21 protein-coding genes are annotated in these 20609 nt (G+C 71.5%); 8 read left to right on the top strand and 13 right to left on the bottom strand.

Annotated elements, in window-relative coordinates:
* Nucleotides 1–39 precede the first annotated feature (39 nt).
* Nucleotides 40–402 carry a PLD nuclease N-terminal domain-containing protein gene (locus KME66_RS19500; protein WP_079185776.1) on the top strand — a complete coding sequence of 121 codons (363 nt, stop codon included), beginning with the start codon at nucleotides 40–42 and terminating at the stop codon, nucleotides 400–402.
* 77 nt (nucleotides 403–479) lie between these two features.
* Here the strand turns inward: KME66_RS19500 and ccsB are convergent, their stop codons facing one another.
* The 7 genes from ccsB to hemL form a co-directional block, all read right to left on the bottom strand.
* Complete coding sequence (gene ccsB / locus KME66_RS19495) at nucleotides 480–1559, bottom strand: c-type cytochrome biogenesis protein CcsB (RefSeq protein ID WP_073227944.1); 1080 nt, start codon at nucleotides 1557–1559, stop codon at nucleotides 480–482.
* On the bottom strand, nucleotides 1556–3352 hold the full coding sequence (locus KME66_RS19490; RefSeq protein ID WP_073227942.1) for a cytochrome c biogenesis protein ResB: 1797 nt from the start codon (nucleotides 3350–3352) through the stop codon (nucleotides 1556–1558). The genes ccsB and KME66_RS19490 overlap by 4 nt, the downstream gene beginning before the upstream one ends.
* A 4-nt stretch (nucleotides 3353–3356) precedes the next feature.
* Nucleotides 3357–4139, bottom strand: coding sequence for a cytochrome c biogenesis CcdA family protein (locus tag KME66_RS19485; protein ID WP_073227938.1), 783 nt, complete (start codon nucleotides 4137–4139; stop codon nucleotides 3357–3359).
* A 4-nt stretch (nucleotides 4140–4143) separates the two neighbouring features.
* On the bottom strand, nucleotides 4144–4746 hold the full coding sequence (locus tag KME66_RS19480; RefSeq protein ID WP_073227934.1) for a TlpA disulfide reductase family protein: 603 nt from the start codon (nucleotides 4744–4746) through the stop codon (nucleotides 4144–4146).
* Nucleotides 4747–4813: 67 nt separating this feature from the next.
* On the bottom strand, nucleotides 4814–6076 hold the full coding sequence (locus KME66_RS19475) for a hypothetical protein (protein ID WP_216324152.1): 1263 nt from the start codon (nucleotides 6074–6076) through the stop codon (nucleotides 4814–4816).
* A gap of 456 nt (nucleotides 6077–6532) precedes the next feature.
* Nucleotides 6533–7291 (bottom strand): histidine phosphatase family protein, encoded by a 759-nt coding sequence (locus KME66_RS19470; protein WP_216324150.1) that lies wholly within the window; start codon nucleotides 7289–7291, stop codon nucleotides 6533–6535.
* Complete coding sequence (gene hemL / locus KME66_RS19465) at nucleotides 7288–8595, bottom strand: glutamate-1-semialdehyde 2,1-aminomutase (RefSeq protein ID WP_178379139.1); 1308 nt, start codon at nucleotides 8593–8595, stop codon at nucleotides 7288–7290. The genes KME66_RS19470 and hemL overlap by 4 nt, the downstream gene beginning before the upstream one ends.
* Nucleotides 8596–8891: 296 nt before the next feature.
* Here hemL and KME66_RS19460 point away from each other — a divergent pair, with 296 nt between their 5' ends.
* Nucleotides 8892–9476, top strand: a complete 585-nt coding sequence (locus KME66_RS19460; RefSeq protein ID WP_073227923.1) for a hypothetical protein — start codon at nucleotides 8892–8894, stop codon at nucleotides 9474–9476.
* A 261-nt stretch (nucleotides 9477–9737) separates the two neighbouring features.
* A complete protein-coding gene (locus tag KME66_RS19455) occupies nucleotides 9738–10073 on the top strand; it encodes a hypothetical protein (protein ID WP_216324148.1) in 336 nt (111 codons plus the stop codon).
* On the opposite strand, the gene KME66_RS19450 is transcribed toward KME66_RS19455, so the two are convergent.
* A complete protein-coding gene (locus KME66_RS19450; protein WP_073227916.1) occupies nucleotides 9988–10581 on the bottom strand; it encodes a TIGR03086 family metal-binding protein in 594 nt (197 codons plus the stop codon). The genes KME66_RS19455 and KME66_RS19450 overlap by 86 nt on opposite strands.
* 107 nt (nucleotides 10582–10688) lie before the next feature.
* On the opposite strand from KME66_RS19450, the gene KME66_RS19445 reads away from it, so the two are divergent.
* From KME66_RS19445 to KME66_RS19435, 3 genes are all read left to right on the top strand, one after another.
* Complete coding sequence (locus tag KME66_RS19445) at nucleotides 10689–11510, top strand: helix-turn-helix domain-containing protein (protein ID WP_216324143.1); 822 nt, start codon at nucleotides 10689–10691, stop codon at nucleotides 11508–11510.
* 264 nt (nucleotides 11511–11774) lie between these two features.
* The gene (locus KME66_RS19440; RefSeq protein WP_216324141.1) at nucleotides 11775–12509 is read left to right on the top strand and encodes a Mut7-C ubiquitin/RNAse domain-containing protein; all 735 of its coding nucleotides are present in this window, start codon (nucleotides 11775–11777) and stop codon (nucleotides 12507–12509) included.
* Between the two features lie 123 nt (nucleotides 12510–12632).
* Nucleotides 12633–13391: an SDR family NAD(P)-dependent oxidoreductase gene (locus KME66_RS19435; RefSeq protein WP_216324138.1), complete on the top strand. Its 759-nt coding sequence runs from the start codon at nucleotides 12633–12635 to the stop codon at nucleotides 13389–13391.
* A gap of 7 nt (nucleotides 13392–13398) precedes the next feature.
* Here the strand turns inward: KME66_RS19435 and KME66_RS19430 are convergent, their stop codons facing one another.
* The 4 genes from KME66_RS19430 to KME66_RS19415 are packed head-to-tail and all read right to left on the bottom strand — an operon-like array spanning nucleotide 13399 to nucleotide 17460.
* On the bottom strand, nucleotides 13399–14487 hold the full coding sequence (locus KME66_RS19430) for an ABC transporter ATP-binding protein (protein WP_216324136.1): 1089 nt from the start codon (nucleotides 14485–14487) through the stop codon (nucleotides 13399–13401).
* The gene (locus KME66_RS19425; RefSeq protein ID WP_079185775.1) at nucleotides 14484–15362 is read right to left on the bottom strand and encodes an ABC transporter permease; all 879 of its coding nucleotides are present in this window, start codon (nucleotides 15360–15362) and stop codon (nucleotides 14484–14486) included. The genes KME66_RS19430 and KME66_RS19425 overlap by 4 nt, the downstream gene beginning before the upstream one ends.
* Nucleotides 15350–16309: an ABC transporter permease subunit gene (locus tag KME66_RS19420; protein ID WP_216324134.1), complete on the bottom strand. Its 960-nt coding sequence runs from the start codon at nucleotides 16307–16309 to the stop codon at nucleotides 15350–15352. The genes KME66_RS19425 and KME66_RS19420 overlap by 13 nt, the downstream gene beginning before the upstream one ends.
* A 2-nt stretch (nucleotides 16310–16311) precedes the next feature.
* Nucleotides 16312–17460 (bottom strand): extracellular solute-binding protein, encoded by a 1149-nt coding sequence (locus KME66_RS19415; protein ID WP_073227895.1) that lies wholly within the window; start codon nucleotides 17458–17460, stop codon nucleotides 16312–16314.
* A gap of 311 nt (nucleotides 17461–17771) precedes the next feature.
* Here KME66_RS19415 and KME66_RS19410 point away from each other — a divergent pair, with 311 nt between their 5' ends.
* Both KME66_RS19410 and KME66_RS19405 read left to right on the top strand, forming a co-directional pair.
* Complete coding sequence (locus KME66_RS19410; RefSeq protein WP_079185774.1) at nucleotides 17772–18512, top strand: GntR family transcriptional regulator; 741 nt, start codon at nucleotides 17772–17774, stop codon at nucleotides 18510–18512.
* Nucleotides 18513–18640: 128 nt separating this feature from the next.
* The gene (locus KME66_RS19405) at nucleotides 18641–19288 is read left to right on the top strand and encodes an HAD family phosphatase (protein WP_216324132.1); all 648 of its coding nucleotides are present in this window, start codon (nucleotides 18641–18643) and stop codon (nucleotides 19286–19288) included.
* 39 nt (nucleotides 19289–19327) lie between these two features.
* Here KME66_RS19405 and KME66_RS19400 read toward each other — a convergent pair whose 3' ends face one another.
* Nucleotides 19328–20521 (bottom strand): RtcB family protein, encoded by a 1194-nt coding sequence (locus KME66_RS19400; protein ID WP_216324129.1) that lies wholly within the window; start codon nucleotides 20519–20521, stop codon nucleotides 19328–19330.
* Nucleotides 20522–20609: the final 88 nt, after the last annotated feature.

Raw genomic sequence — 20609 nt, 5'->3', positions numbered from 1 at the left:
CCGCCGCCACTTCCTGGGGGACGCACCATGAGAGCCCTGATGTTCATCGTCCCGCTGGCTCTGACGATCTACGCGTTCATCGACTGCCTGAACACCACGGAGGAGGACACCAAGCATCTGCCGAAGATCGCCTGGGTCTTCATCATCCTGCTGTTCTGGATCGTCGGCCCGGTCGTCTGGCTCGTCGCCGGCAAGAACCGGCGCGGCCGGGCCGGGGGAGCCGGGCCCTCCTCGTGGCAGCGCGGCAGGCGGCAGCAGTGGGTGGCCCCGGACGACAACCCGGACTTCCTCAAGTCCCTCAAGGAGGACCGGAAGCCTGCCCCGGAATCCGAGGCCGAGGAGGAGCCGGGCCGTCGCGACGGCGGCACGAGCCCGGACGACAGGACCCCACCGGCGTCCTGACGGCGCACCGCCACGGACGCGGAAGGCTCCCCGGACAGATGGTGTCCGGGGAGCCTTTCGCGTCGTGCGCGGGTCGCTCAGACCCCGGCGTAGGAGTGCAGGCCGGAGACGAAGATGTTCACGCCGTAGTAGTTGAACAGCCAGCAGGCGAAGGCGACGAGCGCCAGGTAGGCGGCCTTGCGGCCCTTCCAGCCGGCGGTGGCGCGGGCGTGCAGGTAGGCGGCGTAGGCGACCCAGGTGATGAAGGACCAGACTTCCTTGGGGTCCCAGCCCCAGTACCGGCCCCAGGCGTCGCCCGCCCAGATCGCCCCGGCGATGATCGTGAACGTCCACAGCGGGAAGACGGCCGCGTTGATCCGGTACGCGAACTTGTCCAGCGAGGCCGCCGAGGGCAACCGCTCCATCACCGAGGACGCGAACTTCCCGGGCGTGCCGCCGGAGGCGAGCTTGTTCTCGTAGCTGTCGCGGAAGAGGTAGAGGATCGAGCCGACCGCGCCGAGGTAGAACACGGCGCCGCAGAGGATCGCGGTCGAGACGTGGATCCACAGCCAGTACGAGTCGAGGGCCGGCACCAGCTGGTCGCTGTCGGTGTAGAGCGTGGTGACGGCGATGCCGAGGTCCAGCAGAACGGTGGTGACCAGCGGAAGGCCGATCCAGCGGACGTTCTTCTTCAGCGCGAGCAGCACCAGGTAGGAGCCGACCGCCACCGTGGAGAAGGTGATGGAGAACTCGTACATGTTGGACCAGGGGGCCCGCTGCACGGACAGGGCGCGGGTGATGACCCCGCCCGCCTCGACGACGAAGGCCACCACGGTCAGCGAGACCGCGATCCGGCCGTACAGGTCGCCCTTGAACGTGCCGCCCGCGGCACCCGGCCCGTCGGGCACGTCCCGCATGCCGGCGGCGGAGCGGGTGATGACCTCGGGCCGCTCCAGCACGGCCGTGCCACCGGCCTGCGCCTTCACCGCGGGGGCGGCGGAGGCCGCGGCCGGGGAGGCGGACAGCGCGGCGGCCGTGCGGCCGACCTTGCTGCGGCTGCCGAAGACCCACTCCGCGATGTGCGCGAAGAAAGCCAGGGTGTAGACGGCCATCGACGAGTAGATGAGCACGTTGCTGGCTTCGGCCAGGCTCTCGTTGGTTGCGGCGGCGAGATTCACTTCTCAGCCCCTTCGGCAGGTGCTTCGGCAGGTGGTACGGGCCGGCTCCCGGCCTCGTTGGTGGCGTCGGTCGCGCCGGACCCGTCCGGCGTGTCCGCTTCGTGAGCCGCGTCCGCTTCCGGGGCGGCGGGGGCGACGGGCGCCGTCGTGACGAGGGCGGCCGCCAGGTCGCCCAGTTCCTCGGGGAGCTTCGCGGACTCGCTGCGGCCCAGGCCCGCCATCTCCACGACCGTGACGCCGTCGGCGCCCCGGACCGCCCGCACCCACACCCGGCGGCGCTGGATGAACAGCGATCCGGCGAGTCCGGCGATGGCGGCGACCGATCCGCCCAGCGCCCAGCCGTTGCCCGGCTGCTGGGAGATCTGGAAGCTGGCCCACTCCTCGACGCCGTCGAAGGTGATCGATCCGCCGCCGTCGGGCAGGTCGAGCTTCTCGCCGGGCATCAGCAGCTTCTTGAGGAGTTCGCCGTCCTCGTCCTTGAACTCCTTCATCTTGGACGTGTCGAGCTGGTAGACGTTCTGCGCGAGCCCGGAGTCGACACCGAGGGAGCCCTGGTAGGCGCTGAGTGCCAGCACGGGGAAGTCCAGCGCGGGGAACTGCGAGAACATCTGGCCCTTGCCCTGGCCGGCGAAGGTCGGCACGAAGAACGCCTTGAAGCCCAGCTGGGTCTTGTCGCCGTTCTTGTCCTTGTAGCCGTCCATCACCTTGATCGCGCCGGACGAGGTGATGTTGTTGTCGATCGGCAGCAGCGGGACGGCGGACTTCGAGACGACCTTGCCCCTGCCGTCGCGGACGGTGACGACGGGCGCGTAGCCGTGGGCGATGAGATAGACCTTGGTGCCGTCCACGACGAGCGGTTCGTTGACCTTGATGACGTCCTTGCGCTCGGCGCCCTCGGCCCCCTCGGTGTAGGTCACCCGGGCCTCGAAGGTGCGCGGGGTGCCGCGCTGCGGGCCGCTCTTCTCGTACGTACCGACGAACTCGTCGAGGACGAAGCTGAACGGGGCCAGCGAGTCGGAGTCGTAGAGCGAGCCCGACCTGAAGTCGTCGTACTGGGTGAGCGTGTTGGAGAAGCCGTCGCCCTCGACGACCAGCTTGCCGCCCTCGGACTTGAAGAGCTGCCCGGCGGCGAAGGCGATCAGCATGACGATCAGGGCGACGTGGAAGACCAGGTTCCCGGCCTCGCGGAGATAGCCCTTCTCGGCGGCGACCGCGTCGCCCGCCTCGTGGCTGCGGAAGCGCCGCTTGCGCAGGACCGCGAGGGCCGCCGCGCGCACCTCCTCGGGCTCGGCCTCCGTGCGCCAGGTGGTGTACGCGGGCAGCCGGGTCAGCCGCTTCGGCGCGCCCGGCGGGCGGCTGCGGAGCTGGCCGACGAACTGGCCGGTGCGGGGCACGATGCAGCCGATGAGCGAGACGAACAGCAGGATGTAGATCGCGGAGAACCACACCGAGCTGTAGACGTCGAAGAGCTGGAGCGCCTCGTAGACCGGGGTGAGCGTGGGGTGCCGCCCCTTGAAGGCCTCCACCTTCATGTCGTCGACGCTGGTCTGCGGGATCAGCGACCCCGGGATCGCCCCGAGGGAGAGCAGGAAGAGCAGGATCAGCGCCACCCGCATCGAGGTGAGCTGCCGCCAGAACCAGCGCACCCAGCCGATCACGCTCATCGCGGGTGCGCCGCCGGGTCCGGCGTCGTTCTCCGGCGCCTCCTCGCGGGGGGCGGTGGAGAGCCGTTCAGCGGCCGTGCCGTGGGCGGACTCCCGCTCGCGCTCGTCGGTGCTGTTCGTGTTGCTCATGAACTCAGATCCCTACAACGAAGCCGCTGGACCAGCTCTGCATGTGCTGCATGAGCGTGGCCCACGCACCGGTCAGCAGCAGGATTCCGGTCACGATCATCATGCCGCCGCCGATCCGCATCACCCATGCGTAGTGGCGCTTGACCCAGCCGAACGCGCCGAGCGCCTTGCGGAAGGCGACCGCGGCCAGGACGAAGGGGACGCCGAGTCCGAGACAGTACGCCACGGTCAGCAGCGCGCCGCGTCCGGCGGTGGCGCTCTGGGTGGAGAGCGCCAGCACGGAGGAGAGGGTGGGGCCGATGCACGGCGTCCAGCCGATCCCGAAGAGGGCGCCGAGCAGCGGTGCGCCGGCCAGCCCGGTCACCGGCCGCTTGTGGAAGCGGAACTCGCGCTGGGTCACGCCCGGCAGGAGCCCCATGAAGAAGACGCCCATGAGGATCATCAGGACGCCGAGGACCTTGTTGAGCACCTCGGCGTGCATCTGGAGCTCCTGGCCGAAGTAGCCGAAGAGCGCGCCGGTGGAGGCGAACACCACGGTGAAGCCGAGGACGAACAGCGAGGCGCCGGCCACCACCCGGCCCCGGCGCGCGTCGGCCAGGTCGGTGCCGCTGATTCCGGTGACGTAGCTCAGGTAGCCGGGGACCAGCGGCAGGACGCACGGGGAGAAGAAGGAGATGAGGCCGGCCAGCAGGGCGAGCGGCAGGGCGAGCAGCAGCGCCCCGGACAGCACGGTGCTGTTCGTCGCGGCGAGCGTGACGGTCTCGTGGTGGGCGGCGAGGGGGATCACCGGATCACTTCTCCGCGATGATCGGGTCGATCATCTCGCGCAGTTCGTCCCCGTTGATCCCCTGGAGCGTGCGGGCCGCGATCTTGCCGTCCCGGTCGATGACCACGGTGGAGGGGATGGCCTGCGGGTTCAGGGTGCCCTTGGGGAAGCGGAGGATGAGCTTGCCGATCGGGTCGTAGAAGCTCGGGTACGTCACCCCGTAGTCCTTCTCGAAGTTGACCGCCTTGTCCCGCTCGGGGTCCCGGGTGTTTATCCCGACGAACTGGACGCCCTGGTCCTTGGTCTCCTCGGAGACCTGCGCGAAGTACTTCGCCTCCAGTCGGCAGGGGCCGCACCAGGAGCCCCAGACGTTGAGCACGACGACCTTGCCCCGGTAGTCGGCGAGGTCGAGCGGCTTGCCCTCCAGGCTGGTGCCGTCGAGCTTCGGCGCGGCCACCCGGTCCGCCTTCGCGACGGTGGAGATGCCCCCGCTGCCGGTGATGAAGTTGGTGTTGCCGCCACCCCCGGCCTTGTTGCCGCCGCCGCACGCGGACAGCGTCAGGGCACCGGCCACGGCGGTGGCGGCGAGCAGGGTGAAGCGGCGTCGGGACGCGCGGCCAAAGCTCATGTGAAAAGTTTCGCATGGCAGTTTCCGGCGATCTGCGCGCCCCCCTCGGTGCCCGTAAAGCCCCTTGTCAAGCCTGTTTAAAGAAGGAGTTCCAGCCACCCGCGGGCGCCTGTCCGACCTCCAGCGTCCGGAGCTTGGCGAGCACGGCGGGATCCTGGGCGTCGAGCCAGTCGACGTACTGCCGGAACGAGACGAGACGTACGTCGTCCTTGCCCGCGATCTTCTTGATCACTTCTTCCACGGCGTCCATGTAGATACCGCCGTTCCACTCCTCGAAGTGGTTGCCGATGTAGAACGGCGCGCGATTCGACTCGTAGGCGCGCTGGAATCCGGCGAGATAGGCGTCGGTCGCCTGCTTGCGCCAGCCGGGATAGCGCGAGGGCATGCCCTTGGTCGAATTGTGCGACTGATTGGCGAGGATGTTGTAGTCCATCGAGAGCACCTCGAAGGAGTGGCCGGGGAACGGCATCGCCTGCAGCGGCAGATCCCAGACGCCCCCGCGTTTCACGGGCCAGGTCTGGCGGCCGCCGGGCGAGCTGGCGTCGTAGCGCCAGCCCAGCTTCCGCGCCGTCGGCAGGAGGTTGTCCTGGCCGAGCAGGCAGGGGGTGCGGCCGCCGACCAGTTCCTTGCGGTAGTCGAACGGAAGCGGCTCCTCGTCCTTCCAGCCGGTGTTGGTCCGCCATTCCGTGACGAACGACACAGCCTGATTGATCTCACTGTGCCATTGGGCCGGGGTCCAGCGTTCCACCGATCCGGAACCGCCGCAGAAATGCCCGTTGAAGTGGGTGCCGATCTCATGGCCGTCCAGCCATGCCTGGCGGACGTACTTCAGCGTGTCCTTGACGTGGTCGTCGGAGAGATAGCCGATGTCGGAGGCGCCGCGCGGGTTGTTCGGCGGGCGGTAGAGCGACTTCTTCGCCTCGGGAAGCAGATAGAGCCCGGAGAGGAAGAACGTCATCGCCGCGTCGTGTTCCTTGGCGAGTTCGAGAAAGCGCGGGAAGAGCCCGTTGCCGACCTCGCCCGCACCGTCCCAGGAAAAGATCACGAACTGCGGCGGCTTCTGACCCGGTTCGAGGGGGACGGGGGCTTCGGGCTGATGCGGCTGCTTGCCGGTGTCGGCCGTCGAACCGTCACCGATCAGCCGGACCTTGTCCTTCGGCGCGCCGTTGCCGCTGCCGTTGCCTCCGGTGCCGGAGCCGCCCGTGCCCGTGCCGCCCCGGCCGGACCCTCCGTCACCGGAGGAGCCCGACGTGCCACAGGCGGCGAGTCCGATCGCGGCTGCGGCCCCGAGTCCCGCGCCGAGCAGGCCCCTTCGATTGATGTCGCGCATACCGTCCCCATCTGCGGTCGTTTTATCTCAAGCCCATACAAACTGCTGAAGGATTAGATGAGGTGCGTAACACGTCGGTTCCGTGCATTTGTGGACTTTCTTTACGCTTTACCCTCCGGTCGCGGCGAGACGCCCGTACGGCTCTCGCACGCCCTCACGGGAACCCCTGAGGAGGGACGCGGGAGCGGCCCTCCGCAGTTCTGCCGCCGGCCGGCGGACCGGGAGTCGCCGGGGCGCACATCGCGCGTCGCGGGAGCGCGCACCGCGCGGACGGCGGATCCGGCGGACGGCGGATGGACAGCGGATCGAAGGGTCGGCTTCCCCGCCTCGTCGAACTCATGCACGGGCCCGGAGACCCCTGGCGGGCGACACGGCACAAGGGACGGGACCGGCCGCCGCACACCGCGGCGGCCGGTCCCGTAGGTCCTGCCCTGTTCTTCGCCCCGTGGCGCCGGGCTACGCCCCGAACGCCTTCGACCGGCCCTTCGCGGCCTTTCCCCTCACCGGCTTGGCCCCGGCCAGCAGATGCACGGGCACCAGGTCCCGGGCCGGCTCCGAGTAGCCGACCGAGACGATCGTGTCGCCCCGGTAGGTGAAGCTGGTCAGCGAGGCCAGCGTGCACTGCCGCTTGCGCGGGTCGTGCCACAGGCGGCGGCGCTCCACGAAGGACCGCAGGATCCAGATCGGGAGCTGGTGGCTGACGCAGACCGCCTCGTGCCCGCGCGCCGCGTCCCGGGCCGTGTCGATCGCGCCCATCATCCGGACGACCTGCTCGACGTACGGCTCGCCCCAGGACGGCTTGAACGGGTTGGTGAGGTGCTTCCAGTTGTCCGGCTTGCGCAGCGCGCCGTCGCCGACGCCGAAGGTCTTGCCCTCGAAGACGTTGGCGGCCTCGATCAGCCGGGGGTCGGTGGCCATGTCCAGTCCGTGCGCCCGGGCGATGGGGTCGGCGGTCTCCTGGGCGCGCTCCAGCGGGGAGGCGACGACATGGGTGATGTCGCGCTTCTCCAGGTGCTCGGCGACCCGGTCGGCCATCTTCCGGCCGAGGTCGGAGAGGTGGTAGCCGGGGCGGCGGCCGTAGAGCACGCCGTCCGGGTTGTGGACCTCGCCGTGCCGGACCACGTGCACCACGGTCAACTGCTCGTCGCGGTCGACGCCTCCGCCCTTCGCGACCCCGCCGTTCGTGTTCCCGCCGTTCGGCTTCTGCTCGCTCATGCGGTGGCCTCCGACGCGGCGCGGGCGGCGGCGGGCAGGGCGGCGGCGATGCGCTCGACCGCCCGCTCGTCGTGGGCCGTGGAAACGAACCAGGACTCGAACGCCGAGGGCGGCAGGTAGACGCCCTGCTCCAGCATGGAGTGGAAGAACGCGGTGAAGCGGAAAACGTCCTGCTTCCTGGCGTCGTCGTAGTCGCGCACCGGGCGGTCGGTGAAGAAGACGGAGAACATGTTGCTCGCGGCCGACACCGTGTGCGCGACGCCCTCCTTGGTGAGCGCGTCGCCCACCAGGGAGCGCAGCTCGGCGGAGACCGCGTCGATCCTCGCGTACGCCGCGTCGTCCAGCAGCCGCAGCTGGGCGAGTCCGGCGGCGGTGGCGACCGGGTTCCCGGAGAGGGTGCCCGCCTGGTAGACCGGGCCGGCCGGGGCCAGGTGCGCCATCACGTCACCGCGACCGCCGAAGGCCGCGGCGGGGAAGCCGCCGCCCATCACCTTGCCGAAGGTCATCAGGTCGGGGCGGACGCCGTCGACGCCGTACCAGCCGGCCTTCGACGTACGGAAGCCCGTCATGACCTCGTCGGAGATGTACAGCGCGCCGTTGGCCGCGCACAGCTCCTTGAGCCCGGCGTTGAAGCCGTCCGCCGGCGGGACGACGCCCATGTTGCCGGGGGAGGCCTCGGTGATCACGCAGGCGATCTCGCCCGGGTGCGCGGCGAAGGCGGCGCGGACCGCGTCCAGGTCGTTGTAGGGCAGCACGACGGTGTCGCCGGCCGTGGCGCCCGTGACGCCGGGGGTGTCGGGCAGCCCGAAGGTGGCCACGCCCGACCCGGCGGCGGCGAGCAGCGCGTCCACGTGGCCGTGGTAGCAGCCGGCGAACTTCACGACCTTGGCCCGGCCCGTGAAGCCGCGGGCCAGCCGGATCGCCGACATGGTCGCCTCGGTGCCGGAGGAGACCAGGCGCACCTGCTCGACGGGCTCGATCCGCGCCACGATCTCCTCGGCGAGCGCCACCTCGCCCTCGCCCGGTGTGCCGAACGAGGTGCCGCGGGAGACCGCCTCCTGGACGGCTGCGGTGACCTCCGGGTGAGAGTGGCCGAGAATCATCGGCCCCCACGAGCAGACGAGGTCGACGTACTCACGGCCGTCGGCATCGGTGAGGTACGGACCGGTGCCGGACACCATGAACCGGGGCGTACCGCCCACGGCACGGAAGGCACGCACGGGAGAGTTCACGCCGCCGGGCGTCACGGCGGACGCCCGGTCGAACAGCGACTGCGAAACTGGGGCTTCGTATGAATACGCCACTTTGGTCCTGATCTGCGATTCGGGTGTCGGGGGGCCGGGCCGGGAAGTCCCTGACAATCTCGGCCACCGGTGAGCAGGGAGGGCGCTCCCCTCGTATCACGAGAGAGTGTCAGCGCTCTCGCGTCTGCGAAACTGGGGCGTCATAGGGAAAGCTCACACATGCCATGGTGTCAGAGGCACGGACGGTCTTCGCGGACAGGTGTTTCACCGCACGCGCGCGGGGGAGGTCACTGACACGATGATCGGGTTGCGCGGCGGGGACTGTGCCTCCTAAGAAGTAGTCGGGTGGATGAGATATGCATCGCGGTGGCGGAGTGGGCGAAGGGACCGACGACCTGGGGCCCGAGCCTGCCCGGCGAGGGCGGCACCGGCGCAGGGCCGAGCGCGCACAGAGCAGGGGCGCGGAGAGCACGCCGCTCCCCGGGACCAGGAGCGGGGGCGGGATGGGGGTGACGTACAAGTATTTCGGCGCGCCGGACGGGGCCACCGCCGCGCGGGTGCCCATCTCGATGCGCCCGGAGGAGCTGGGCGGCGACGAGCTGGGCATGGGCGGCATGTTCACCAAGATCAAGCCGGAGACCGTGGCGGCCATGGTCCTGACCGGCATCCAGGGCATACCCCTGCACAAGGTCCCCCCGCTGGAACTGGTCGTCCTCCACCCCGACTACGCCGTGGTCAAACTCCCGATGACCGTCGTCGACCCGCTGCGCGGCGTCGGCGAGGAATCGGTCGGCGCGGCGGCCTTCATCTGGTCCACGGTCCCCGACCGCGGCGGCCCGCGCGACGCGTTCAACGTCTACCAGCTGCTCCACGAGTGGCAGGACTTCTCCCACCGCCTGCACGACGCGGGACACCAGGCGTACTGCCTGGTGTGGCCCTGACCGAAGACCTCCGACGACCTGGTCCGGCCCTGACCGGGGACCTCCGGCGACAGAGCCGGCCGCTTCCCGCGGGCTCTTCCGCGGGACCGCCCCGACAGCTTCGGCCGCACAGTCGGTCGAAGCGTTCAGACGGACGCACCCACCCGCGCCCACCCGGGCGTCATCCGGCCAGATCTTCCGGATATTTGGCCGACGGCAGCTCTTCAGCCGCCCCGCCCGGCACGCCGATGGACAGGACACCGACCATCGAGGAGGTCCGCCGTGGGCGATGTTCTGCTGGCCCTGTCCATCCCCGTGCTCGTCTTCGCCAGTGGCATCTACGCCGCCGGTGACTGCTGGTGGCGCCGCAGGCACCCGGCGCCGCCGTCCCCGTACACCCATCGGGCGGCCCGGCTGGCGGAGCAGGAGATGCTGCTGCTGGCCGAGGAGATCGTCAACGACGCGCACGCCGCGCTCGGCCCCCTCTACGACGCCCCGTCCGCGCCGGGCCGCGCCGCCGCTCCCGTCGTGCTCAGCTCCCGCCCGCCCGGGGCGTCCCGTCCGGCCGCCACCCCGGATCGCGCCCCGTCACCGCCAGCAGCCGTTCGAAAGCCGTAGCGCTCCCCGGCACCGGGAACGGCTCGCCGAACACCTTCATCTCCCGGGCCTGCGGCGCCATCGCCGCCAGCCCCGGACCCACCTCGTCGAGCACGCCGCGCTCCGGCTCGAAGTCCCCGCCCGTCGCCCGTGCCAGGTCCCAGGCGTGCACGGTCAGATCGCCGAGCACCATGAGCCCCACCGTCCGGGCCGGCAGCCCCATCCGCCCCGTCGTGCCTTCCTCGACACCCGGCACGCTCCACGCCTCCACCAGCCGGGCGGTCTCGTCACCGAACCTGGCCCGCCAGTCGCCCGTCACGAACTCCGGCTCCCCGCCGAAATCCGCGTCCTTCCGGGCCGCGAGCGCCTGGAAGTTCACCACCACCTGGAACAGGTGGTTCAGCAGCGCCCGTACGTCGTACGCGGCGCAGGGCGTGGGGTCGCCCAGCCGCGCGTCGTCGATCCCCCGCACGACGGGCAGGGCCCGGTCCGCGGCGGTCTCCAGCAGTTCACCGATCGTCTGAGTCATGCCCCCACCCTGCGCCGCCCCGCCGCCGCCGTCTTGAAGAAACACGACAGGCCCCCCGAGCCCGCCTGACCACGACAGATCCCCCGAGCCCGCCTAACATCGTGGCCATGGCCGCCGGACCCCGCCGCGACACCCGGGGCATCGTCGACGCCCCGGACCTCTTCGCGCACGTCCGTTTCCGCCGCCGCGAGCCCGCCCCCGAGCTGCGCCGGTATCTGGAGCACTACTGGCTGATCGACTGGGACCTCACCGAGCCGTACGCCGCCCATGTCGTCCCGCACCCGTCGGTGAACCTGGTCTGCCAGCGGTACGGGGCCGGGGGCAGCTCCCGGGAGCGGTCCGGGTACGCCGAGGTCGCGGGCGTCCATCCCGGACTCTTCACCCGCAAGCTGGCGGGGCGCGGCCGGGTCTGCGGCGTGCAGTTCCGGCCCGGCGGCTTCCGCCCGTTCGCCCCCGGGCGCCCGGTCTCCGCATGGACCGGGGTGCGGGCCGACGCCGCCGGGGTGCTGCGGATGCCGCCGCCGCTCGACGCGGTCCTCGGCCCCGAGGACGAGGACGCGCGCGTCGCGGCGCTCGACGCCTTCCTGCTGGCGCTGGAGCCCCGCCCCGACCCCCGGGCGGCTCTCGCGATGGCCGCCGTCGACCGGGTGCGCACGGACCGCACGGTACGCCGGGTGGACGGGCTCGCCCGGGACACGGGGCTCTCCGCCCGCTCCCTGCAACGGCTGTTCTCGGCGTACGTCGGCGTCAGCCCCAAGTGGGTCATCCTCCGCTACCGCATCCACGAGGCGCTGGAGGCCGCCGAAGCCGGCCCGGAGGTCGACTGGGCGCGGCTCGCCGCTGACCTCGGCTACAGCGACCAGGCCCACCTGGTGCGGGACTTCACCGCGACGGTGGGCGTGCCACCGACGGCGTTCGCACCGCACTGACCCGACGCGGACCGCGACGAGCCCCGGTGCCCCCGGAAGGCACAAGCGACCAGGCCGCGGTCCCCCCGGAAGGCCGAAGCCCCCGGGCCCTGGTGCCCCGGAAGGCCGAAGCCCCCGGGCCCTGGTGCCCCGGAAGGCGGAAACCCCCAGGGGTCGGTGCCCCCGGAAGGCCGGTCACGCCCGCCCGGCGGGCCGGCCCCTCACACCCGCGCGCCCCCGGGATATCCCTGGCAGGCCGTCCTGCCCCGGTGGCATCCTGACCGGGTGAACGGACCCGAGATCACCCTCGAAGTAGCCCCCGAGCTGCGGATCTTCGTCCCGCACGACCGTCGCGGCGGGCCCACCCCCCTCGTCACGGACGGCGTCTCCACCCTCGGCCACGTCATCGAGTCCCTCGGCGTCCCGCTCACCGAGGCCGGAACGCTGCTGGTGAACGGCGCCCCGGTGGCCCGCTCGCATGTGCCGGGCCCCGGCGAACACGTCGACGTGCGGGCCGTGGATCGCCCCCAGCGGGTCCCCGGCGCGCCGCTGCGCTTCCTCCTCGACGTCCACCTCGGCACCCTGGCCCGCCGGCTGCGGCTGCTGGGCGTCGACGCCGCGTACGAGAGCGAGGACATCGGCGACCCCGCCCTGGCCGCCCTCTCCGCGCGCGAGCGGCGTGTCCTGCTCTCCCGGGACCGCGGGCTGCTGCGCCGCCGCGAGATCTGGGCGGGGGCGTACGTCTACAGCGACCGCCCGCAGGAGCAGCTCCGCGACGTCCTCGGCCGCTTCGCCCCGGCCCTGGACCCCTGGACCCGCTGCACCGCCTGCAACGGGACCCTGACCGGGGCCGCCAAGGACTCCGTGAGCGAGCTGCTGGAACACGGCACGCAGCAGGCGTACGACGTGTTCGCCCAGTGCACGGAGTGCTCCCGGGTGTACTGGCGCGGCGCCCACCACGGCCATCTGGAGACGATCGTGTCCGAGGCGGTCCGGGAGTTCGGGGGCACCCCGGCCTGACGAGCTCGTGACCGCACCACCGGCTCACCGCGCCCGCCGGGGGGTACGGGCGCGCACGGGGAGGTCCGGGGCGCCTGCCTATCCTGGGCCCGTACCGATCAGCAGTCCGAGGAGAGATCAGCCATGGCCGCCACCCCCATCGCCGTCGTCACCGGCGCGAGCAGCGGCATCGGCGCCGCGACCGCCCGCACGCTGGCCGCCGAAGGCTTCCGCGTCGTCCTCACCGCCCGCCGCAAGGACCGCATCGAGGCGCTGGCCGCCGAGCTCAACGAGGCCGGCCACCAGGCGACGGCGTACGCCCTGGACGTCACCGACCGGGCGGCGGTGGACGAGTTCGCCACCGCGTTCCGCTCCCTCGCGGTGCTCGTCAACAACGCGGGCGGGGCGCTCGGGGCCGACCCCGTGGCGACCGGCGACCCGGCCGACTGGCGTCAGATGTACGAGACGAACGTGATCGGCACGCTGAACGTCACCCAGGCCCTGCTGCCCGCCCTCACCGCCAGCGGCGACGGCACGATCGTGATCCTCTCGTCGACCGCGGGCCTCTCCACGTACGAGGGCGGCGGCGGGTACGTGGCGGCCAAGCACGGCGAGCACGTCCTGGCCGAGACCCTGCGCCTGGAGATCGTCGGCACCCCGGTCCGCGTCGTCGAGGTGGCCCCCGGCATGGTCAGGACCGAGGAGTTCGCCACCACCCGCTTCCGCGGCGACACCGAGAAGGCCGCCAAGGTCTACGCGGGCGTCGACGCCCCGCTGACCGCCGAGGACGTGGCCGACACGATCGGCTGGGCCGTCACCCGACCCAGCCACGTCAACATCGACCTCCTGGTGGTCCGCCCGCGCGCCCAGGCATCCAACACGAAGGTCCACCGCACTCTCTGACGGCTCGTCAGCCCTTGTCGGGCGCGGCGGCGGCCGTCGGAGCCGCACTCCGTCCGGCGACGAGGACGGGGTTCTCGTGCGGGGTGATCGTGCAGCGTGCTCCCGGCGTCAGCGCGGTCGCCTCCCAGCTGGGCAGGTCGGCCTTGCAGACGGCACCGGAATCGGTGGTCAGGTGCAGCCGGGTGGTGGCGCCGAGGAAGGTCGCCACCCGTACCGTCGCAGGAGCGCCCGCGCCGTCGTCGGCGGGGCCCACCGCCAGCCCCTCGGGGCGCAGCAGGACGTCGACCTCGGCGCCGGCGGCGGGCCGCTCGCCGTGGATGGGCAGCCGCCGCCCGAACAGCTCGACGACGCCGCCGTCCCGGACCGTGCCCGGCAGCCGGTTCATGGTGCCGACGAACTCGGCCACGAAGGGCGTGGCCGGGCGGTCGTACAACTCGCTGGGCGCGGCGCACTGTTCGAGCCGCCCGTCCTTCATCACGGCGACGCGGTCCGCCATGGACAGCGCCTCCTCCTGGTCGTGGGTGACGAAGACCGTGGTGATGCCCAGCTCCAGCTGGATGCGCCGGATCTCCTCGCGGAGGGTGAGCCGCACCTTGGCGTCGAGGGCGGACAGCGGCTCGTCGAGCAGCAGCACCTTGGGCGAGATCGCCAGGGCGCGGGCGAGGGCGACGCGCTGCTGCTGGCCGCCGGAGAGCTGGTGCGGGTAGTGGCCCTCACGGCCGGGCAGACCGACCAGGTCCAGCAACTCCAGGGACCGCGCGGTGCGTTCGGCGGAGGACCGGCCCCGTACCCGCAGGCCGTAGGCGATGTTCTCGGCGGCCGTCATGTTCGGGAACAGGCTGTAGGACTGGAAGACCATGCCGATGTCACGGCGGTTGGCCGGGACGGAGGTGACGTCCTCGCCGTCCATCAGCAGTTCACCGCCGTCCGCGGTCTCGAAGCCCGCGACGATGCGCAGCGCGGTCGTCTTGCCGCAGCCGGACGGGCCGAGCAGGGCGACCATTTCACCGGAGGCGATCTCCAGGTCCAGCCCGTCGAGCGCGACCGTGGAGCCGAACTCCCGGCGCAGGTTCTTGAGGTGCACGGAGACGGTCATGACACGGTCTTCTTTCGGTTGTCGCGGCCCTCGTGGTCCTCACGGTCCTCGGGGCCGGATTCCACGGGTGTACGGCGACGGCGGCCGCGGCCGCCCGCCAGGGTGGTGAGCAGGAGCAGCAGCCCCCAGGTGATCAGCAGGCTCAGCATCGCGGCCGCCACCGAGAGCTGCGCCTCGGAGTCCTTGACCTCCACCATCCAGACGGAGAACGGCCGGTAGGAGAGCACGGAGGCGACGGTGTACTCGCCGAGCACCATGGCCAGGCTGAGGACGGCGCCGCCGACCACGGCGGCCCGCAGGTTCGGGACGACGACCTGCCACAGGGTCTGGAGCCGGGACGCGCCGAGCGAGCGGGCGGCCTCGACGAGGGTGCGCAGGTCGACGGCGCGCAGTCCGGCGTCCAGCGAGCGGTACAGGAACGGCAGCGACATGACCGTGTACACGAGGACCAGGACCAGCGGGAAGCTCTCGTCCCGCAGCAGCTGGAAGGTCATGTAGAGGGGCGTGTCGGCCAGGTCCTGTTCCCAGGACAGCACCGTCGTGACGCCCGCGACCAGCGCGATCGGCGGGACGACCAGCGGCATCATGCACAGGATCTCGACGGTCCGGCGCAGCCCGGGCAGATAGAGCGCGACCGCGACCAGGGTCGGCACCATCAGCAGCAGCCCGCAGACGATGGTGGCCAGGCCCAGTCGCACCGAGAGCATCAGGCTGGTGGTCAGCCCCTCGGTGCCGAGCCCCTGGGTGTACGCGTCGAAGCTGATGCCCTCGACCTCGTTGACACTGAACCAGACCGACGCGCCGATCGGGACCAGGAAGTACAGCGCGGCGAGCGGCAGGACGACGGCCCGCGAGGTGAACTTCATCCGAGCCATCGGGCACTCCTGCGCTGCAGCGGTATCTGTACGGCCATCACGAGCAGCGCGATCACGACCATGTTGAGGCTCATGGCGAGGGCGAGGTTCTCCTGGCCCACCAGGACGTTGCCGTTGAGGGCGTTGGCGATCTGGATGGTGATCAGCGGCTGCGACGAGCCGACCATCACGGCGGCGGTGGCGTGCGAGGCGAAGGCCGTACCGAACATCAGCACCGCCCCGCCGAGCAGCGACGGCGTCAGCACCGGGACGCCGACGTGGAGCCAGTACTGCCGGCGGGTCGCCCCGCAGGACGCGGCGGCCTCCTGCCACTGGGAGCGCAGCCCGTCGAGCGCGGGCAGCACGGTCACCACCATCAGCGGCACCATGAAGTAGAGGTAGGCCAGCACCAGGCCGGTGAAGCTGTAGAGGCTGAAACCCGTCCGGTCCAGATGGAAGAGCTGGGTGACCGTGCCGGTCGTACCGAGCGTCGCGATGAAGGCGAAGGCCAGCGGCGCACCGGAGAAGTTGGCGAGGACCCCGCTCGCGGAGACGACGACACCGCGCAGCGCCGGCCGCGGCGAGGAGACGACGGCCTGGGCGATGAGGGTGCCGATCACGGTGGCCGACAGGGCGGTGAACAGGGAGAGTTCGACGCTCCCGGTCAGCCCGGTGGCGTACGCCCCGGACAGCGACCCGCTGACGTTCTCCGTGGAGAAGCGGCTCGCGCCGCTGTCCGGGTCCAGGACGGTGAACGCCCCGTACACCATGGTCCCGGCCGGCAGCCCGAAGCACACCGCGAGGAACGCGAAGAACGGGACGACGACGGGCCACCGGTGCCGCCGCGCGCCGCGGCGGCGGGGAGCGCCGCCGCGCCGGGCGTCCGGGGCGGGCGGCACGGGGGCGGCCGCGCCCGCCACGGGCACGGAGCCCGCGGCGGGGGCGGGAAGTGCGGTCTGGTCGGGCATGGTCAGCTGACCGCCTTGCCCCAGCCCTGGACGACGGTCTCCTTGGCCTTCGCCTCCTGCTCCGCGGTCGGCTGCTCGGGCACCCCGTCGACCTCGGGGATGGCGGCGACGGCGGCCTTGTCGGCGGTGCCGTCCTCCTTCATCGCGTCGAGGAGGGCCGGGCGCGAGAAGCCCTTGAGCCAGATGTTCTGGCCCTCGGGGCTGTAGATGAACTCCAGCCACAGCCGGGCGGCGGCCGGGTGCGGGGCGTACTTGTTGACGCCCTGGTTGTAGTAGCGCGAGTACAGCCCGTCGGCGGGCACCGCGACCTGCCAGTCGACGCCCTTGGGCTCCAGCTTCTTGCCGTAGCCCAGGTTCAGGTAGTCCCAGTCGATCGAGATCGGCGTCTCGCCCTGCTGGATGGTGGCGAGGGTGGACTTCGCGGGCACGAAGTTGCCCTTCTTCTTCAGCTCCTCGAAGAAGTCGAGCCCCGGCTGCGCGTCGTCGAGGGAGCCGCCGCTCGCCAGCGAGGCGGCGACGACCGCGGCCAGCGCCGAACTGGACTCGGTCGGGTCGCCGTTGAGGGCGACCTTGTTCCGGTACTCGGGCTTGAGGAGGTCCTTGAAGGTCTCCGGGCAGTTCTTCACGGCCTTGGCGTCGCAGCCGATGGAGATGTAGCCGCCGTAGTTGTTCATGAAGGAGGCGTCCGGCTGCTTCTGCGCGTCCGGAATGCCGTCCCAGCCCTCGACCCGGTACGGCGCGAGCAGCCCCTGCTTCTTGGCCTCCTGCATGTAGGAGGTCCCGAGGTCCAGCGCGTCCACGGCCCGGTTCTGGCCCTTGCGCTTGGCCGCCGCGTTCAGCGCGCCCTGGCTGCTGCCGCCCGGGTCCTCGTTGTTGACCTCGACGGCGTACTTCTTCTCGAAGGCCGCGATCATCTCGCCGTAGTTGGCCCAGTCCGGCGCGAGGGCGTAGACGTTGAGCTTGCCCTCCTTCTCCGCCGCCGCGACGAGCTCCTCCATACCGCCGAGGTCCGCCGCCGACTCCGCCTTCGCCGCCTTGCTGTTCTGCCCGCCGGCGTTGTCAGGTGCGGAACCACAGCCGGTGGCCACCAGTGCGGTGAGGCCGGCGAGGGCCGCGGCGGTCAGGACGCGGCGGGGATGGTGTGCCTTCACGATGCGTACTCCTGGGTCTGCGGCGAGCCACCTGTATGGACAAGCCATCGTCGTAAGCGAGCCGAAGTTAGCAGCCAAGTGACCGGCAGGTAAAGGCTTCGGTGAGGAAAAAGTGCAGGTCAGAAGCGTTATCAAGACGTAGGTTTACGTCTCGCTAAACTGGTAAGACGCAGGGTTTCGCGCGCCGAGAGGAACGCCGATTGCGCGCAGATCCGAGGGTGCGGAACACCTGGCGCGGATGACATGATCGCTCCTGGCCCTTCGCCCCGCCCCGCGCTGCCCCGAAGCCCATGACGCCCCCGAGGAGAGACGTGACCCGACGGCACCAGCAGATCGCCGAGGAGCTGCGCCGCGCCATCTCCGAAGGCATCCACCCCGTGGGCTCCGAGCTGCCGTCCGAGTCCGAACTCGCCCTGGCCCACGGGGTGTCCAGGGGCACCCTCCGCCAGGCCTTCGGCACCCTCCAGTCGGAGGGCCTGATCGGCTCCCGGCAGGGCGCCCGCCGTACCGTCCTGTCCACCACCCCCAGCCAGAGCTTCACCGAGCTGCGCAGCTTCGCCCAGTGGGCCAGGGCCGGCGGCCGCACCCCCGGCGGCCTGGTGCTCCGCTCCCGCCGCGCGAAGGCAACCGAGGCGCAGGCCGCCCAGCTCCAGCTCGCACCGGGTGACCCGGTGCTGCACATCCTGCGGCTGCGGACCCTGGACGGCGAGCCGGCGCTCCTGGAACGGACGGTGTACGCGGGGTGGACCGCGGCGGCCGTCGAAGCGCTCCCGGACGACTGCGACTCGGTCACCCAGAGCCTGTACGCGTCGGCCGGCGTGGTCATGAGCCACGGCGAACACCATCTGGACGCGGTCGCCGCCGGCACCACGGACGCCCGCGAGCTGGGCGTCCGGCGCGGCTCCCCGCTGCTGCGTGTCCGCCGCACGACGACGACGTCCGAGGGCCGCCCGGTCGAGACCTCGGACGACCGCTACCGCCCCGGCTCGGTCGTCTTCACCGTACGCAACTCGGCGCAGGCCAACCCGCTGGTGCGCACGGCGGCGGACTGACGGACGGGCGAACGGGCGCCGCGCACCGTGTCCCCCGCGACGACGCCCCCGCCCCGGGCCCCCGAGACGGCCACCCCCAGAGCAGACCACCCCAGGAACAGCCACTCCCCAGGAACAGCGAGCCCCGCATGCCTCCGCTCCCCCGCCCCGCCGCCCTGCTGTGCGACATGGACGGCACCCTCGTCGACACCGAGCACGCCTGGCTGGACACCGTGGCCGGCTTCCTGCGGACGCAGGGCGCCCCGGCCGGCGCGGGCAACCTCGCCCCGTTCGCCGGCGCCGCGGTGGCCGACGCGGCCGAGCGCCTCGTGCGCGACGGCCTCACCACGCTGTCCCCGGCCCGGACGGCCGCCCGGCTGGACCGGGAGTTCACGGCACGGGTGGCGGCGGGCGTCGCCGTCCAGCCGGGCGCCCTGAGGCTGCTGGACCGGGCGCGGGCCCTGGGTGTGCCGACGGCCCTGGTGACCGCGTCCGAGCGGCACGTGGCCGACCTGGTGCTGGACACCCTGGGCCGGCACCGCTTCGACACGTCGGTCACCTCGGGCGAGACGGCACGCGGGAAGCCGCACCCCGACCCGTACCTGGCCGCGGCGGCCGCGCTCGGGGTGCCCGCGCGCGACTGCCTGGCCGTCGAGGACACCCCCACCGGCGCGGCCGCCGCACTCGCCGCGGGATGCCGCCTGCTCGCCGTCCCCTCGGTGCCGGGCATCGAACCGGGCCCGCGCACGGTCCTGGTCGCCTCCCTGACGGAGGCGGATCTGACGGACGAGGGATGAGGCGGGCCCGCCCGGCCGAACCCCGGCGCGGCCCGCCCCTCAGCCCTTGACGCAGACGACCTGCTTGAGCTTGGCGACGACCTCGACCAGGTCCCGCTGCTGCTCCATGACCTGGTCGATCGGCTTGTACGCGGCCGGGATCTCGTCCAGGACGCCGGAGTCCTTGCGGCACTCCACGCCCCGCGTCTGCTCCTCCAGGTCGCGCACCGTGAAGCGGCGCTTGGCCGCGTTCCGGCTCATCCGGCGACCGGCGCCGTGCGAGGCCGAGTTGAACGCCTTCGCGTTGCCGAGACCCTTCACGATGTACGAGCTGGTGCCCATCGAGCCGGGGATGATCCCGTACTCCCCGGAACCGGCGCGGATCGCTCCCTTGCGGGTGACGAGCAGGTCCGCCCCGTCGTACCGCTCCTCCGCCACGTAGTTGTGGTGGCAGGAGATCTCCTGGCCGAAGACCGGCTTCGCCTTCTTGAACTCCCTGCGGACCACGTCCTTGAAGAGCGCCATCATGATCGCGCGGTTGTACTTGGCGTACTCCTGCGCCCAGTAGAGGTCGTTGCGGTAGGCGGCCATCTGCGGGGTGTCCGAGACGAAGACCGCCAGGTCCCGGTCGACGAGGCCCTGGTTGTGCGCAAGCTTCTGGGCGATGCCGATGTGGTGCTCGGCGAGCTCCTTGCCGATGTTGCGGGAGCCCGAGTGCAGCATCAGCCACACCGCCCCCTCGCTGTCGAGGCAGAACTCGATCATGTGGTTGCCCGAACCCAGCGTCCCCATCTGCTTCGTGGCACGCTCCTGACGGAACCTGACCGCCTCGGCGATCCCCCCGAACCGCCCCCAGAAGTCGTCCCAGCCCGCCGTCGGGAACCCGTGCAGCCTCCCCGGGTCCACCGCGTCGCCGTGCATCCCCCGGCCGACCGGAATCGCCTGCTCGATCCTGGAGCGCAGCCGTGACAGGTCGCCGGGAAGATCGTTCGCGGTGAGGGAGGTCCTCACCGCGGACATCCCGCAGCCGATGTCCACCCCCACCGCCGCCGGGCACACCGCGCCCTGCATCGCGATCACCGAACCGACCGTCGCCCCCTTGCCGAAGTGGACGTCGGGCATGACCGCCAGACCCTTGATCCACGGCAGCGTGGAGACGTTGCGCAGCTGCTGCATCGCCCCGTCCTCGACCGACGCGGGGTCCGCCCACATCCGGATGGGAACCTTCGCACCCGGCACCTCTACGTACGACATAACTCCTCGATTCCCCCGAAAAGACTGAAAGCGCAAAACCGGCGCCAAGGTCGGCAAACCCATCGGCCGACCGGCGTGCACAGCAGCG

The sequence above is a fragment of the Streptomyces sp. YPW6 genome, assembly GCF_018866325.1.
Taxonomy (GTDB): Bacteria; Actinomycetota; Actinomycetes; order Streptomycetales; family Streptomycetaceae; genus Streptomyces.
The sequence above is the reverse complement of the archived record's forward strand: the minus strand, read 5'-3'. Positions and strand labels throughout refer to the sequence as shown.

Bases quoted from the DNA above. Each gene is read 5' to 3' on its own strand.
- KME66_RS19500 (WP_079185776.1), top strand. From the start codon at position 40: ATGTTCATCGTCCCGCTGGCTCTGACGATCTACGCGTTCATCGACTGC.
- KME66_RS19490 (WP_073227942.1), bottom strand. From the start codon at position 3,352: ATGAGCAACACGAACAGCACCGACGAGCGCGAGCGGGAGTCCGCCCAC.
- KME66_RS19480 (WP_073227934.1), bottom strand. From the start codon at position 4,746: ATGAGCTTTGGCCGCGCGTCCCGACGCCGCTTCACCCTGCTCGCCGCC.
- KME66_RS19475 (WP_216324152.1), bottom strand. From the start codon at position 6,076: ATGCGCGACATCAATCGAAGGGGCCTGCTCGGCGCGGGACTCGGGGCC.
- KME66_RS19470 (WP_216324150.1), bottom strand. From the start codon at position 7,291: ATGAGCGAGCAGAAGCCGAACGGCGGGAACACGAACGGCGGGGTCGCG.
- KME66_RS19460 (WP_073227923.1), top strand. From the start codon at position 8,892: ATGCATCGCGGTGGCGGAGTGGGCGAAGGGACCGACGACCTGGGGCCC.
- KME66_RS19450 (WP_073227916.1), bottom strand. From the start codon at position 10,581: ATGACTCAGACGATCGGTGAACTGCTGGAGACCGCCGCGGACCGGGCC.
- KME66_RS19445 (WP_216324143.1), top strand. From the start codon at position 10,689: ATGGCCGCCGGACCCCGCCGCGACACCCGGGGCATCGTCGACGCCCCG.
- KME66_RS19435 (WP_216324138.1), top strand. From the start codon at position 12,633: ATGGCCGCCACCCCCATCGCCGTCGTCACCGGCGCGAGCAGCGGCATC.
- KME66_RS19430 (WP_216324136.1), bottom strand. From the start codon at position 14,487: ATGACCGTCTCCGTGCACCTCAAGAACCTGCGCCGGGAGTTCGGCTCC.
- KME66_RS19425 (WP_079185775.1), bottom strand. From the start codon at position 15,362: ATGGCTCGGATGAAGTTCACCTCGCGGGCCGTCGTCCTGCCGCTCGCC.
- KME66_RS19420 (WP_216324134.1), bottom strand. From the start codon at position 16,309: ATGCCCGACCAGACCGCACTTCCCGCCCCCGCCGCGGGCTCCGTGCCC.
- KME66_RS19405 (WP_216324132.1), top strand. From the start codon at position 18,641: ATGCCTCCGCTCCCCCGCCCCGCCGCCCTGCTGTGCGACATGGACGGC.
- KME66_RS19400 (WP_216324129.1), bottom strand. From the start codon at position 20,521: ATGTCGTACGTAGAGGTGCCGGGTGCGAAGGTTCCCATCCGGATGTGG.